This window comes from Micromonospora sp. MA102 (assembly GCF_025460765.1).
GTDB classification, from domain to species: domain Bacteria; phylum Actinomycetota; class Actinomycetes; order Mycobacteriales; family Micromonosporaceae; genus Micromonospora; species Micromonospora halotolerans.
Genome location: NZ_JAMWEG010000005.1, coordinates 407,199 through 422,056, shown reverse-complemented (window position 1 = coordinate 422,056; position 14,858 = coordinate 407,199). Strand labels below are relative to the sequence as shown.

Genomic DNA, 14,858 nt, shown 5'->3' with positions numbered 1-14,858 from the left:
GTGAAGGGTTGGCCCAGGTGGGGGGTGGCCAGGGTTGTTGGGGTCAGGGAGCGCAGGAGGGTGGTGCGGGTGGTCGCTGCCTGGGTGGGGTCTTCCTCGTGGGCGTAGGCGAGGGTGGGGTCGAGCAGTTGGAGGGGGTGGACCAGGAGGTCGCCCGTCACCAGGAGTCGGTCGTCGCCGTCGTCGACCAGCACGGACTGGTGGCCGGGGGTGTGTCCGGGAGTGCTCAGCACGCGTACGCCGGGGGTGAGGTCGGTGTCGCCGTCGACCACCCGGAGCTGGCCGGCGGCGCGCAACGGCCCCAGGAGCCGGGCCGGCAGCTCGGGGTGGAACAGCGCCAGCGCGGCCAGCTCGGCGCCCTGCACCAGGTGGTCCGCGTTCGGGAAGAGCGGGCCCGCCCAGCCGATGTGGTCGGTGTGCAGGTGGGTGAGCACCACGGTGCGGACGTCGGCCGGGTCGATGCCGGCGGCGGCCAGCTCGGCCGGCAGGTTGCCGGGCACCGGCGCCCAGCTCGCGGCGAGCGCGTCGGCCGGGCCGATCCCCGCGTCGACCAGGGTGACCGGCCCGTCCCCGGTACGCAGCGCGAACGCCCGGAACGGCAGCCACCAGCGCCCGTCCGGGGTGACCGTGTCCGGGTCCCGCCGGTCGGCCTCCTCCCACTGCGCGGGGGTGGCGTCCGGGAACGCCTCGGCGCGCGGTTGGAAGAAGGGACCCGCCCCGTCGAGCAGGGCGGTGACCGTGATAGACCCGACCGTGTGAGTCAGCGGCATCCGGGAAGGATGCCACCGCGGCCCGTCCCGGGCGACCCCGTCATCCGCGGGGTGAGGCCGGCTGGGGAGCCCCGGTCAGTTTGCAGTACGCTCGTACTGCTTGAGCACGTGTCCCCCGAGAGGAGCGCCGGCCGATGGCGAAGATCAAGGTAAACAACCCGGTCGTGGAAATCGACGGCGATGAGATGACCCGGATCATCTGGAAGCAGATCCGGGAGCAGCTGATCCTGCCCTACCTCGACGTCGACCTGCACTACTACGACCTGTCGATCCAGCACCGCGACGAGACCGACGACCAGGTCACCGTCGACGCCGCCAACGCCATCAAGGAGCACGGCGTCGGCGTCAAGTGCGCCACCATCACCCCGGACGAGGCCCGGGTTGAGGAGTTCGGCCTCAAGAAGATGTGGCGGTCGCCGAACGGCACCATCCGCAACATCCTCGGCGGCGTCGTCTTCCGTGAGCCGATCATCATGTCGAACGTGCCGCGGCTCGTCCCCGGCTGGACCAAGCCGATCATCATCGGCCGGCACGCGCACGGCGACCAGTACAAGGCCACCGACTTCGTCGTCCCCGGCCCCGGCAAGGTGACCGTCACCTACACCCCGGCCGACGGCGGCGCGCCGATGGAGATGGAGGTCGCCAACTTCTCCGGCGGCGGCATCGCCATGGGCATGTACAACTTCGACGAGTCGATCCGGGACTTCGCCCGGGCCTCGTTCCGGTACGGCCTGGACCGCGGCTACCCGGTCTACCTGTCCACCAAGAACACGATCCTCAAGGCGTACGACGGCCGGTTCAAGGACATCTTCGCCGAGGTGTTCGAGAACGAGTTCAAGGCCGAGTTCGACGCCGCCGGCATCACCTACGAGCACCGGCTCATCGACGACATGGTCGCCGCCGCGCTCAAGTGGGAGGGTGGCTACGTCTGGGCCTGCAAGAACTACGACGGTGACGTCCAGTCCGACACCGTCGCGCAGGGCTTCGGCTCGCTGGGTCTGATGACCTCCGTCCTGCTCTCCCCGGACGGCCGCACCGTCGAGGCCGAGGCCGCGCACGGCACGGTCACCCGGCACTACCGGCAGTGGCAGAAGGGCGAGAAGACCTCGACCAACCCGATCGCCTCGATCTACGCCTGGACCCGGGGCCTGGCCCACCGGGGCAAGCTGGACGGCACCCCCGCGGTCACCGAGTTCGCCAACACCCTGGAGCAGGTCATCGTGGACACCGTCGAGGGCGGCCAGATGACCAAGGACCTCGCGCTGCTCATCTCGCGGGACGCCCCGTGGCTGACCACCGACGAGTTCATGAACGCGCTCGACGAGAACCTGGCCCGCAAGCTGTCGGCCTGACCGTCACCGTTCGCCCCGGAGCCCGCCGGCTGTGCCGGCGGGCTCCGTCGCGTCCCTGGGGCGTCACCCGTCGCGGGCACGCCTCGTTGAGCAGGGTGGACGTGATGCCAGTCCCGTCCAGGAAGGTTGACCGCGGTCGCCTCGCGGCTTGAGTGCCGATCAGCCAGCCTTCCCGGCTGTCGCGCACAGCCAGCCCGTCCCTTCCCTTGCGGGGGGCCCTGTCCCGGGCCCCCCGCGCCCTGTTGTGGGGCGGGAGGTCAGGCGGCCCGGAGCAGTTCCGCGGCCCGCTCGGGGGCGATGTCGTTGATGAACACGCCCATCCCCGACTCGGAGCCGGCCAGGTACTTCAACTTGTCCTTGGCGCGCCGGATGCTGAACAGCTGCAGGTGCAGGTGCCCCAGCTCCCGGTCGACGTGCACCGGCGCCTGGTGCCAGGCGGCGATGTAGGGCATCGGCAGGTCGAACAGCCCGTCGAAGCGGCGCAGCACGTCCAGGTAGAGCGGCCCGAAGGCGTCGCGCTCGGCGTCGTCCAGCGCCGGGATGTCGGGCACCGGGCGGTGCGGGGCCACGTGCACCTCGAACGGCCAGCGGGCCGCCGCCGGCACGTACGCCGTCCAGTGCTCGTTGCTCGCCACGACCCGGTCGCCGGCGGCGCGTTCGGTGGCGAGCACGTCGGCGTAGAGGTTGCCCCCGGTGCGGTCGGCGTGCCGGCGGGCGGCGGCCAGCATGGTCCGGGTCCGCGGCGTGACGAACGGGTAGGCGTAGATCTGGCCGTGCGGGTGGTGCAGCGTCACCCCGATCTCCACGCCCCGGTTCTCGAACGGGAAGATCTGCTCCACCCCGGGCAGCTCGCTCAGCGCGGTGGTGCGGTCGGCGAGGGCGTCTAGCACGGTGCGCACCCGGCCGGGGGAGAGGCTGGCGAACGAGGCGTTGTGGTCGTCGGTGAAACAGACCACCTCGCACTTGCCGCGCCCGGGGCGGACCGGGGTGAACGGCGTGATCTCGTCCGGCTCCTCGGCGACCCGCTGGCTGAGCGACGGGAACCGGTTCTCGAAGACGACCACGTCGTAGTCGGGGGCGGGGATCTCGCTGAGCCGGTCGCCGCGGGACGGGCAGAGCGGGCACTGGTCGGCCGGGGGGAGGAAGGTCCGGGTCTGCCGGTGCACCGCGACGGCCACCCACTCGTCGGTGAGCGGGTCGTAGCGGAGCTGCGACGCGTGCGGGGGCGGCGGCAGTTCCCGCCGGTCCGGCTGGTCGCGGACCGCGTCGTCCCGCTCGTCGAAGTAGATCAACTCGCGGCCGTCCGCCAGCTCGATCTGCGTACGCTTCACTCCGCTCCCTTCGGGCCTGGCACGATCACCAGTTCGCCAACCCTGTCCTCGAGTACCCGTCGCGCATCCGGGCCCAACTGGTCGTCGGTGACCAGCACGTCCGCCGCGTCCAGGCCGACGATCGACGAGATGCCGACCGTGCCCCACTTGGTGTGGTCGGCGAGCACCACCAGCCGGTCGGCGGCCGCCACCAGGGCCCGGTCCGTGTCCGCCTCCATGAGGTTGGGGGTGGTGAACCCGGCGCGCTCGCTGATGCCGTGCACGCCGAGGAAGAGCAGGTCCAGGTGGAGCGCGCCGATCGCGGCCACGGCCAGCGGGCCGACCAGCGCATCCGAGGGGGTGCGCACCCCGCCGGTGAGCACCACGGTCTGGTCCGGCCGGCCGCCGACGTGCAGGATCTCGGCCACCGGTAGGGAGTTCGTCACCACGGTGAGGCCCGGCACGTCGGTCAGGCGGCGGGCCAGCTCGGCGGTGGTGGTGCCGGCGGAGAGCGCGATCGCGGCGCCGGGGCGGACCAGCTGCGCGGCCCGGCCGGCGATGGCGGCCTTCTCGACGGACTGGCGGACCAGCTTGGCGTGGAACCCGGGCTCGTCGGTCGAGCCGGGGCCGGCCAGTGTCGCGCCGCCGTGCACCTTGGCGAGCAGGCCCCGGTCGTGCAGGGTCTCCAGGTCGCGCCGGATGGTCATGTCGGAGACGCCGAATTCGGTGGCCAGCTCGGTGACCCGGACGCCACCGGCGGCGCGGACCCGTTCCAGGATGACCGCCTGCCGCTGTCGCGCCAGCACCCCGCCGTCACCTCCCGACTGTCGACCCGTCTCCACGCGGTCGAACGTGTTCCAACAAAGATAAACACTACCGCGCAGCGGAGGGCAACGGAAGCAGACGCGGAACCGCCGCCGTCCCGGGGCGGGAGCGGCGGCGGTTTGGACGTGCCGGGATCAGGCCGGCTGGAGGCGGGGCTCCACCCATCCGGTCTCGGTGAGGTGCTCCATGACCCGCTGGACCGCCTCCTCGACGGTCATGTCGGTGGTGTCCACCACCAGGTCGGCGTCGGTCGGCTCCTCGTACGGGTCGTCGATCCCGGTCATCCCGGTGATCAGGCCGGCCCGCGCCCGCGCGTACAGGCCCTTGCGGTCGCGCTGCTCGCAGACCTCCAGCGGGGTGGCCACGTGCACCAGCAGGAAGCCGGCCCCGGCGGCGTGCGCCATCTCCCGGGCGGTGGCCCGGGCGGCCGCGTACGGGGCGATCGGGCAGCAGATGCCGACGCCCCGGTGCCGGGCGATCTCGGCGGCCACCCACCCGATCCGGCGCACGTTGAGATCCCGGTCCGCCTTGCTGAAGCCCAGCCCCGCCGAGAGCTCCCGGCGCACGATGTCCCCGTCGAGCAGGGTGATGGTGCGGTCGCCGCCCTCGCGCAGATGGTCGGCCAGCCCCCGGGCGATTGTCGACTTGCCGGAGCCGGAGAGACCGGTCAGGAAAATCACCAGACCGCGGTGCCGGCGCGGCGGGCGGGCCCGGGCCAGCTCCTTGGCCACCGCCGGCGGGGTGTGCCACTCGGGCAGCGGGAAGCCCCGGTCCAGCAGGTCGTCGATCTCCTCCTGGCTGAGCGCCAGCTTCCGGTTGCGCGGCGGGATGTCCTCCCGCCACCGCCACTGCCCGTCGCGGCTGTCGTAGGCCAGCTCGCGGGGCACCAGCACGCGCAGGCCCGCCCCGGAGAGCATGCCCTCGGTGGACAGCAGGTGGGTGACCCCGTAGGCGGCGGCCACCCGGGCCCGGAGCAGCGCGTCACTGATCTCGTCGCGCCGCCTCGCCAGCGGCACCGCCACGAGGGTGGCCGGGGGCATCCGGTCCCGCGCGGCGAACACGCTGCGTACCAGCGCCTCGGCCGGCAGCCCGCCGGTCGCCTCCTCACCCACCGGGATCAGCACCAGCAGGTGCGCGCCGAGCGTCCGCGCGGCGTGCGCGATCTGCGCGAGCTGCGGCCGGTGCAGCGGGCGGTCGGCGAAGACGCCGAGCACCCGCCCCGGGGGCAGGAGCCCCCGGACCTCCTCCGGGCTGCGCCGCAGCCGCTGGAACGGCCCGTGACCGCCGTCGCCCAACCGGCGCACCGGGCCGCCCACGCCGGCCGTGCCCTCGCGGACCGGCCAGACGTCGGTGACGTCCATGGCGGCCACCGGTGCGCCCTCGCCGTCGGTGAGCACCAGCGCCCGGCGCAGCGGGTCGTCCAGCGCCAGCCCGTCGGCGAGCGCGGCCGGCACCTGCAGCGTCACCGGCACCGGCCACGGTGTGCCGTCGGCGAGCCGGCCGCGCCGGCCCAGCGAGGCCAGGTCGGCCCGCGTCATGAAGCCGGTCAGCGGGGCGTACGCCCCGGTCAGCAGCAATCCGAGATCGGCCAGCTCACCGGGCCTTGGCGCGTACGCCGGCGCATCCCGCAGAACGTCCTCGGGCAGCACCCACCCGTTGCTCATGAAACCCCCAACTCACCGGCCGGCACACAGTTTCTCAGCCCACCGGCGATCGGTCGAGAGCGCCACTCCACCTCCCGGTCACCGGCCGGCAAACCGGCCGTCCCGGGGCGTCCGGCCGCCGTCCCGGGCGGTGCACCGGCCGGACGGACCGGTCCGGACCGTCCGGTCGGTCAGCGTCCGGGCGGAATCAGGGGCAACCCCGAGCGTTTCCCGATACCCGGAGCGGTCCCCGCTCCCTACGCTTGCCGCGTGACACTGCTCGCGACCGAGTCGCTGACCAAGACGTACGGAGGCCGGGTCACCGCGTTGGCCGACCTCACCGTGTCGGTCGAGCCGGGGATCATCGGGCTGGTGGGCGCGAACGGCGCCGGCAAGTCCACCCTGATCAAGATCCTCCTGGGCCTGCTCGCCCCGACCAGCGGTCGGGTCTCCGTGCTCGGCCTCGACCCCACCACCGACCCGGCGGCCGTCCGCGCCCGGGTCGGCTACATGCCCGAGCACGACGCCCTCCCGCCCGACCTGTCCGCCGCCGAGCTGGTCACCCACCTCGGCCGGATCAGCGGGCTGCCCCGCACGGTCGCCCGGGAGCGGGCCTCCGAGGCGCTGCGCCACGTCGGTCTGCACGAGGAGCGGCACCGGGCCGTCGGTGGCTACTCCACCGGCATGAAGCAGCGGGTGAAACTCGCCCAGGCCCTGGTGCACGACCCGGACCTGCTGCTGCTCGACGAGCCGACCAACGGCCTCGACCCGGCCGGCCGGGACGCCATGCTCAACCTGATCCACCGGATCGGCACCGAGTTCGGCATCTCGGTGGTGGTCTGCTCCCACCTGCTCGGTGAGGTGGAGCGGATCTGCGACACCCTGGTCGCCATCGACGGCGGCAAGCTGCTGCGCGCCGACCGGATCTCCGCGATGACCTCCGCCATCGACGTGCTCGCCGTCGAGGTGAGCGAGGGTACGGACGACCTGGCCGCCCGGCTCGCCGCGCTCGACCTGCCGGTGTCCCGGGAGGGGCGGCTGCTGCTCGTCCCGCTCGCCGACGACGCCACCTACGACCTGATCATCGGCGCGGTCGCCGAGCTGGACCTGCCGCTGCACCGGCTCGACCAGCGGCGGCACCGGGTGGCCGAACTCTTCGCCACGAGGGAGCCCAGCCATGTCTGAGCCGACCGGCGTCATCCACGACATCGGCTATCAGCGCTACACCGGCCCGCGGCTCGGCCGCCGGCACGTGTTCGGCGCGCTCTACCTGCACGGCCTGCGCACCGCCTTCGGGCTGGGCCGCTCCGCCAAGGCGAAGATCTTCCCCTGGCTGGTGATGGGCATCGTGCTGATCGTCGCCGCCGGGCTGACCGCGGTACGCACCCAGACCGGCCAGGTCGTCATGACGTACGCCCAGTTCGCCGACGCGATGAGCTGGCTGGTCATCTTCTTCGTCGCGGTGGTCGGGCCGGAGCTGGTCTCCCGCGACCTGCACAGCGGTGTGCTGCCGCTCTACTTCTCCCGCCCGCTGCCGCGCGGCGACTACGCGCTGGCCAAGCTAGGGTCGCTGGGCACCGCGCTCTGGCTGCTGCTCGGGGCGCCGCAGCTCGTGATGTTCCTGGGCGCCGCGTTCACCACCAAGGACGGGCTGGGCGGGGTCTGGGACGAGCTGCTCGACCTGCTGCCCGGCCTGCTCTACGCGGCGCTCTGGGCGGTGGTCTTCGCCTCGGTCGGGCTGCTCATCGCCTCGCTCACCGGCAAGCGGGCCTTCGCGGCCGGCGGCATCGTGGCGGTGTTCCTGATGACCGCCCCGATCGTCGGCATCCTGTCGATCATGCCGTCCCGCACGGTCAACGAGCTGGCGATGCTCGGCTCGCCCACCGCCCTGGTCCATGCTGTCGGCCAGTACACCCTCGGCGACCTGCTGGTACCCGGTGGGCAGACCGAGGATCAGATCGGCGGCTTCGGGCCGGTCTACGTCGCCGTCGCCGCGCTGCTGGTGGCCGGCTGCGTCGCTCTGCTGTTGCTGCGATACCGGAAGGTGGCCGCCCGATGACCACGATCAGCGCGGAGCCGGCGGCCCCGGCCACCCCCGCCTCCACCCTCGACCTGGCCGGCGTCTCCCGCTGGTACGGCAACGTGGTGGCGGTCAACGACGTCACCATGCGGCTGGGGCCGGGCGTGACCGGCCTGCTCGGGCCGAACGGCGCCGGCAAGACCACCCTGCTGCACATGATGGCGGGCTTCCTCTCCCCGTCCCGGGGCGAGGTCACCCTCGACGGCATGCCGACCTGGCGCCACCCCGACGTCTACCGGCGGCTGGGCCTGGTCAGCGAGCGGGAGGCCGTGCACACGTTCCTCAGCGCGTACGAGTTCGTGCTGGCCAGCGCCAAGCTGCACCGGCTGCCCGACCCGGAGGCGGCGGCCCGCCGGGCCATCGCCCTGGTGGAGATGGAATCCGCGCAGGACCGGAAGATCGGCACCTACTCCAAGGGCATGCGGCAGCGCACCCGGGTGGCCGCCGCCCTGGTGCACGACCCGCAGGTGCTGCTGCTCGACGAGCCGTTCAACGGGATGGACCCGCGGCAGCGGCTGCACATGATGGCCCTGCTGCACCGGCTCGGCGACGCCGGCCGGACCATCCTGTTCAGCTCCCACATCCTGGAGGAGGTCGAGCAGGTCTCCGGCACCGTGCAGGTGATGGTGGCCGGCCGGCTGGCCGCCTCCGGCGACTACCGCACGATCCGCCGGCTGATGACCAACCGGCCGCACGTCTTCCGGGTCCGCTCCACCGACGACCGCGCCCTCGCCGTCGCGTTGATCGCCGAGGAGTCGGTGACCGGGGTGGAACTGGGCCGGGACGGGCTGACCGTGCGGGCCGGCGACTACGGCGCCTTCACCCGGGCGCTGCCGAAGATCGCGCTGGCCCGGCACCTCCGGGTCCGGTCGCTGACGCCCGAGGACGAATCGCTGGAGAGCGTCTTCTCCTACCTGGTGGGGAGCTGAACGATGTCGACCGTTTCCTGGATCACCGCGCGCGGCCTGTTCGGCCGGCGCCGGTTCCTGCTGCTGCTCCCGCTGCCCCTGCTGCTGCTGGTGTTGGCCATCCTCTCCCGCTCGCTGGGCGTCGACCCGGGCGAGTGGGGGCCGGCCGTGCTGGTCGGGCTCGGCCTGGCCGTCGTGCTGCCGGTGGTCGCGCTGATCGTCGGCACGGGCGTGCTCGGCGCGGAGATCGACGACGGCACGGTGGTGCACATCCTCACCAAGCCGCTGCCGCGCTGGCAGATCATCCTGCCGAAGCTGGCCGTGGCCGCCGGCGTCACGGCGGTCACCGTCGCCGTGCCGCTCTACGTCGCGGGCGTGCTCGCCGACTCGGTACGCCTCGGCCTGGCGCTCGCCGCCGCCGCGTCGATCGGTGCGCTGGCGTACTGCGCGTTCTTCGTGGCGCTCAGCCTGCTCACCCGGCGGCCGGTGCTGCTCGGCCTCGTCTACGTGCTGATCTGGGAGGGGCTGCTCGGCAACTTCGTGAGCGGCACGAAGGTGCTCTCCATCCAGCAGTACGTGATCGCCCTCGCCGACCGGATCGCGCCGACCGAACTGCTCGCCACGGACGTGTCGGTGCCGGTCGCGTCGGTGATGAGCGCGCTCATCGCGGTCGGCTTCACCGCCCTCGCGATCGACCGTCTCCGCTCGTTCAGCGTGGCCGGCGAGACCAGCTGACCCGGACCACAGGGCCCCGCCCGGCGCCGCCGACCCAGGCGCGCCGGGCGGGGCCGGCCCGTGCCCGGGGAGGTGTCCGAGGTGGATCAGCGGGCCCCGGGCCGCCGGCGTCACCCGCCCGGGATGACGCCCACCTCTGGTAGCTTCCGGCGGGCGAAAGCACGAGACAACGGGGAGAAACGATGCGCTCAACTCGGCTCGCACTGCTGATTCCGGCCACCGTGGCGGTGCTCGTCATGGCCGGCTGCGACGACGGCGACAAGCCGGCCGCGTCCGGTGGCACCGGCACGGCGACCACGGCGCCGGCCGCCGTGCCGAGCGCCACGGCGACCGCCGCTCCGGGCATGGACGCCGCCACGAAGTCCGCCTGCGCCACCATCGACAAGGACATCCAGACCGCGCTCAAGAAGGTCGCCTCGGCGGAGAAGATCGGGCCGCCGGCCGGGCACTCCGCGGTCAGCGCCCAGTACTCCGCGGGCGCGGCCTCGCTCTACGCGAACGCGTTCACCACCAGCACCGCCGTCAACGACGCCGTGAAGGACGTGGCGACCGAGATGTCGGAGCTGGCCGACACGTGGGCGACGGCGCCCAAGAAGGCACCGAGCAAGACCGCACTCACCAAGGCCGTGAAGCAGCTCGAAACCGCCTGCTCGGCCACCTGAGCCGGATCGCGCCGGGGAGGAGTGGCTGTTCGCGAGGCGACAGCCACTCCTCCCCGTCGAGCCGGTCGGCGCGGCTCAGAACGCGCAGGCGATGACGAGTTCGGTGGTGCGGTCGGGGAGCAGATCGAGCTTGGCGATCCGCCCCGCCGCCCGGACGTCGTCGGCCACCAGGGTGAGCCGGTCGAGCAGGGCGGCCGGCCCGAGCGCCTCGGCCAGCGGCACCTCCGCCTTCATCGACAGCTTCCGCTCCGACTTGGCCCGGCGCACCTGACTCAGCGCGTCCGCGGCCAGCCGCAGCAGCTCGGGGTCACCCGGCCCCTGGACCGCCCGGCCCACCTCGTAGGTGGTCGGCCACGGCGCCCGGTGCACCGACCCGTAGCGCCACCACGACCAGACCTCCTCGGTGACGAAGGGCAGCACCGGGGCGAACAGCCGCAACTGCACCGAGAGCGCGGTGGCCAGCGCCGCCCGGGCCGAGTCCGCCCCCGGCCCGGTGCCGTAGGCGCGCTCCTTCACCAGCTCGATGTAGTCGTCGCAGAAGCGCCAGAAGAACGCCTCCGTGGCGATCAGCGCCGCCGTGTGGTCGTACCCGTCGAAGGCGGCGGTCGCCGTGGCGACCACGCCGGACAGCTCGGCGAGCATGGCGGTGTCCAAGGGTGCCGTCGCCGGAGCCCGCAGCGCGTCCCCGGCGCCCAGGCCCAGGGCGAACTTCGAGGCGTTGAGCAGCTTCGTGGCGAGCCGGCGACCCACCTTGATGTGCGCCGGGTCGAAGGCCAGGTCCATGCCGGGCTTGCCGCTGGCGGCCCAGTAGCGGACCGCGTCCGAGCCGTGCTGCTCCAGCAACCCCATCGGGGTGACCACGTTCCCCTTGGACTTGGACATCTTCTTCCGGTCGGGGTCGAGGATCCAGCCGGAGAGCACCGCGTCCCGCCAGGGCAGCACCCCCTGCTCCTGGTGCGCCCGCACCACCGAGTCGAAGAGCCAGGTCCGGATGATCTCCTGGCCCTGCGGGCGCAGGTCCATGGGGAAGACCCGCCGGAACAGGTCCTCGTCGGTCTCCCAGCCGCCGACGATCTGCGGGGTCAGCGACGAGGTGGCCCAGGTGTCCAGCACATCCGGGTCGCCGACGAAACCGCCCGGCACCCCACGCTGCGCCTCCTCGAAGCCCGGCGGCGGATCGCTCGACGGGTCGACCGGGAGCATCGACTCGTCCGGCGTGAGACGCTGGGACCAGTCCGGCTCGCCAGCGTCGTCGAGCCGGTACCACACCGGCACCGGCACACCGAAGAAGCGCTGCCGACTGACCAGCCAGTCACCGGTCAGGCCCCCCACCCAGTTCTCGTAGCGGTGCCGCATGTGCTCCGGCACCCAGCGCAGCTCGCGGCCGCGGGTCAGCAGCTCCTCGCGCAGGTCGAGATCCCGGCCGCCGTTGCGCAGGTACCACTGCCGGGTCGAGACGATCTCCAACGGCCGGTCGCCGCGCTCGTAGAACTTCACCGGGTGGGTGATCGGGCGGGGCTCGCCCACCAGGTCACCCGCGTCCGCGAGCAGCTCGACGATCGTGCGCCGGGCGCCGTTCACGGTCTGCCCCGCGAGCGCCGCGTAGGGCCCGGCCGGCACGCCGGCCGGCGGCTCCGGCAGCAGCCGCCCGTCCCGGCCGATCACCACCCGCGTGTCCAGCCGCAGCTCCCGCCACCAGGTCACGTCGGCCAGGTCGCCGAAGGTGCAGACCATCGCGATGCCCGTGCCCTTGGCCGGGTCCGCCAGCGGATGCGCGCGCACCGGCACCTCGACCCCGAAGACCGGGGTACGCACAAAGGTGCCCACCAGGCCCGCGTAGCGCTCGTCGTCGGGGTGGCAGACCAGCGCCACGCAGGCCGGCAGGAGCTCCGGCCGGGTGGTGTCGATCAGCACCTCGCGCCCGCCCGGCCCGTGGAAGCGCAGCCGGTGGTAGGCGCCGGGCCGCTCCCGGTCCTCCAGCTCGGCCTGGGCCACCGCGGTGGCGAAGCCGACGTCCCAGAGCGTCGGCGCCTCGGCCTGGTAGGCCTCGCCCCGGGCCAGGTTGCGCAGGAACGCCCGCTGGCTGGTCGCCCGGGCCACCCGCCCGATCGTCGTGTAGGTCAGCGACCAGTCCACGGACAGCCCGAGCCGCCGCCACAGCGCCTCGAAGACCTTCTCGTCCTCGGCGGTGAGCACCTCGCACAGCTCGATGAAGTTGCGCCGGGAAATCGTCGCGGGGTCCTTCCGGGCCGCCTCGCTCACCGGCGTGGCCGGCGGCTGCCAGCCCGGGTCGTAGGGCAGGGCCGGGTCGGGGCGCACCCCGTAGACGTTCTGCACCCGCCGCTCGGTGGGCAGCCCGTTGTCGTCCCAGCCCATCGGGTAGAAGACCGTCCGGCCACGCATCCGCTGGAACCGGGCCACCGTGTCGGTGTGCGTGTAGGAGAAGACGTGCCCCATGTGCAGCTCGCCCGATACGGTCGGCGGCGGGGTGTCGATCGCGTAGACGTCCTGCCGCTCCTTCGAGCGGTCGAACGCGTACGTCCCGTCCTCCTGCCAGCGGCGCGCCCAGGTCTCCTCGATGCCGTCCAGGGTCGGACGCTCGGGGACGCCGGCGCGGGCCGTTCTCGCCGTATCGGTCATCTGCCGATCGTAGGCAGCCGACACCGGCCGCTCCACGACTTTCGGCCTCGTGGCGGGGTCCGGCGCCGTGACGTCCCCACCGCTCGGCAGGGGGCAGCGGGGCGACGCGGCGTGTGACAGCATCTGCCCGTCCACGGACGCGGGGGAGGCACCACCATGGACGACAGCACGCGCACGCCGTCGGCGATGCGGTCCATACTGGCCGGCACGGTCGCGGCGGTCGCCGTCGGCGCCTTCTTCGGGTCACGCGGGCTCACCCTGGCCCGGCAGACCGGCTTCGCCGACCTCACCCAGGGTTTCCCGTTCGGGCCGTCGGCGTTCACCGTCACGCTTGTCGCGCTGACCGGCGGCACGCTGCTCGCCGTCGTGCTGGCCGGCGTCGCCGCGTTCGGCCGGCTGCCCGGCTGGCCGGTCGCCGTGGTCGGCCTGGCGCTCGACTATCTGGCCGGCGAACTGGCCACCGACCACGGCGTCGGGCTGGTGCCGCACCAGTCACCCACCGTCGGCCAGGTGCTGACCGTGCTGGCCGCCGCCCTCGGCGCGGGGCTGGCGCTGGGTGGGGCGCTGCTGGCGGTGTCCCGGCCCGCCCGGTCGCTGCGCTGGCCGCTCGTCGCCGGGCTCGCCGCCGGCCTGGTGCTGTACTCCGCCGTCGAGGACCTGTTCCGCCTGCTGACGGGAGGGGACTACCCGGACAGTGGCGGCCGGGCCTGGCCGGCCCAGGTCGGGGTGACAGTGCTGGTCCTGGTCGTCGCCGCGGTGCTCGCCCACCTCGACCGGCCAGCCTCCGCGCCGTCCGGCCGCCCCCGGATCGGCCCGCTCGTGGCGACCGCGGTCGCGGCACTGGTCACCGTCGGCGGGCTGGCCCTCCGCTGGTGGGTGGTCGACGTGTTCCGCGTCAGCCAGGACGGCCTGGTCGGGCCGCGCCGGGAGCGCTTCGTCGAATCCTTCGCCTACTTCTTCCCGGTGGCCGTCGCCACCGTGGCCGCGCTGGTCCTGCTCGGCTACGCGTACCGGACCGGTCGGGCGGTGGCGGCCCGCTGGGTGGTGCTCGGCTTCGCCGCGGGGCCGCTCCTGCTCGTCGGGCCGCAGCTCACCTTCTTGGGCGATCGGGCGCAGGCCTACCTCGTGGCGCTGGCCGGCCTGGTGGCGGTCGCCGCCGGCGCGGCGCTGGCCCGCTTCACGCCCGGCCTGCTGCCCTGGGACGCGGCCGGCGTGCTGCTGGCCGCGCTGGCGATGCCGCTCGCCGCACCGGTGGTCCGCGCCGAGCTGCAGGGCACCGGGCAGGTGCCGGCGCTGCTCTCCGCCGTCGGGCTCGGCCTGGCCGTCGGCTTCGGCCTGGTGCTCGCCGCCACCTCGCCCGCGGCCGGCGCACCGGCGACCCGCGCGACCCGCGGGGGCGTGCCGGCCCGCGACGTACCGGACGGCGACGCGGAGGACGGGCGGACGGCCGGCATGCTGGCGCTCGGGGTGGCCGCGCTGGTGCTCTCCGCCGTGGCGCTGGCACCGCCGCTGGTCCGCGGCCTGAGCACCGACCGATTGGGCAATCCGGCCCTGACCGTCCCGGTGCTCGCCGCGGTGGCCGCGCTGGTCCTGGTGCTGCTCTTCGGCTTCGACCGGGCGGTCGACCGGATCCGGCGCGACCTGCGCGTCGAAGCCGCCCTGGTCACCGCCCACGCCCCGACACCGGCCGCCGCGACGTCGCCGAGCTCCCAGTCCTCGTCGGGTTCGGATGCCGCCCGGCCGCCCGCGCCCGGCTCGGAGGCTGCCGGGCCGTCCGGGCCGGGTCCGGAGGAGGCCGGCACGTCCGGGCGGGGCTCGGAGGGCGCCAGCACGTCCGGGCCGGGTTCGGAGGAGGCCGGGCCGGCGGGAAGGGAAGGACCGCGCGGCGACTGACGCGCGGCCGGGCGAGTCGGCGACGTCCTGCCTTCGAACT

12 protein-coding genes are annotated in these 14,858 nt (G+C 73.6%); 7 read left to right on the top strand and 5 right to left on the bottom strand.

Translation table 11 applies throughout. From position 1 onward, the window contains the following. Positions 1-770: MBL fold metallo-hydrolase (locus NFX44_RS13865; RefSeq protein WP_262283926.1), on the bottom strand; the 770-nt coding region annotated here is incomplete at its 3' end. A gap of 134 nt (positions 771-904) precedes the next feature. On the opposite strand from NFX44_RS13865, the gene NFX44_RS13860 reads away from it, so the two are divergent. Continuing rightward, positions 905-2,122: an NADP-dependent isocitrate dehydrogenase gene (locus NFX44_RS13860; RefSeq protein WP_262283925.1), complete on the top strand. Its 1,218-nt coding sequence runs from the start codon at positions 905-907 to the stop codon at positions 2,120-2,122. Positions 2,123-2,379: 257 nt separating this feature from the next. On the opposite strand, the gene galT is transcribed toward NFX44_RS13860, so the two are convergent. From galT to cysC, 3 genes are all read right to left on the bottom strand, one after another. Next, positions 2,380-3,453 (bottom strand): galactose-1-phosphate uridylyltransferase, encoded by a 1,074-nt coding sequence (gene galT / locus NFX44_RS13855; protein ID WP_262283924.1) that lies wholly within the window; start codon positions 3,451-3,453, stop codon positions 2,380-2,382. Beyond that, positions 3,450-4,238, bottom strand: a complete 789-nt coding sequence (locus NFX44_RS13850; protein ID WP_262283923.1) for a DeoR/GlpR family DNA-binding transcription regulator — start codon at positions 4,236-4,238, stop codon at positions 3,450-3,452. The genes galT and NFX44_RS13850 overlap by 4 nt, the downstream gene beginning before the upstream one ends. A 153-nt stretch (positions 4,239-4,391) precedes the next feature. After that, a complete protein-coding gene (cysC, locus tag NFX44_RS13845) occupies positions 4,392-5,921 on the bottom strand; it encodes an adenylyl-sulfate kinase (protein ID WP_262283922.1) in 1,530 nt (509 codons plus the stop codon). A gap of 249 nt (positions 5,922-6,170) precedes the next feature. Here cysC and NFX44_RS13840 point away from each other — a divergent pair, with 249 nt between their 5' ends. From NFX44_RS13840 to NFX44_RS13820, 5 genes are all read left to right on the top strand, one after another. Beyond that, a complete protein-coding gene (locus NFX44_RS13840) occupies positions 6,171-7,085 on the top strand; it encodes an ABC transporter ATP-binding protein (RefSeq protein ID WP_262283921.1) in 915 nt (304 codons plus the stop codon). Then, positions 7,078-7,959, top strand: a complete 882-nt coding sequence (locus NFX44_RS13835) for an ABC transporter permease (RefSeq protein ID WP_262283920.1) — start codon at positions 7,078-7,080, stop codon at positions 7,957-7,959. The genes NFX44_RS13840 and NFX44_RS13835 overlap by 8 nt, the downstream gene beginning before the upstream one ends. After that, entirely contained in the window at positions 7,956-8,909 is a 954-nt protein-coding gene (locus tag NFX44_RS13830; protein ID WP_262283919.1) for an ABC transporter ATP-binding protein, read from the top strand. Before NFX44_RS13835 ends, NFX44_RS13830 begins: the two co-directional genes overlap by 4 nt. 3 nt (positions 8,910-8,912) lie before the next feature. Next, a complete protein-coding gene (locus NFX44_RS13825) occupies positions 8,913-9,623 on the top strand; it encodes an ABC transporter permease subunit (RefSeq protein ID WP_262283918.1) in 711 nt (236 codons plus the stop codon). A 182-nt stretch (positions 9,624-9,805) separates the two neighbouring features. Next, complete coding sequence (locus NFX44_RS13820; RefSeq protein ID WP_262283917.1) at positions 9,806-10,285, top strand: hypothetical protein; 480 nt, start codon at positions 9,806-9,808, stop codon at positions 10,283-10,285. Positions 10,286-10,360: 75 nt separating this feature from the next. Here the strand turns inward: NFX44_RS13820 and valS are convergent, their stop codons facing one another. After that, the gene (valS, locus tag NFX44_RS13815; RefSeq protein ID WP_262283916.1) at positions 10,361-12,925 is read right to left on the bottom strand and encodes a valine--tRNA ligase; all 2,565 of its coding nucleotides are present in this window, start codon (positions 12,923-12,925) and stop codon (positions 10,361-10,363) included. A gap of 156 nt (positions 12,926-13,081) precedes the next feature. Here valS and NFX44_RS13810 point away from each other — a divergent pair, with 156 nt between their 5' ends. Beyond that, positions 13,082-14,818 (top strand): hypothetical protein, encoded by a 1,737-nt coding sequence (locus NFX44_RS13810; RefSeq protein ID WP_262283915.1) that lies wholly within the window; start codon positions 13,082-13,084, stop codon positions 14,816-14,818. Positions 14,819-14,858 lie beyond the last annotated feature (40 nt).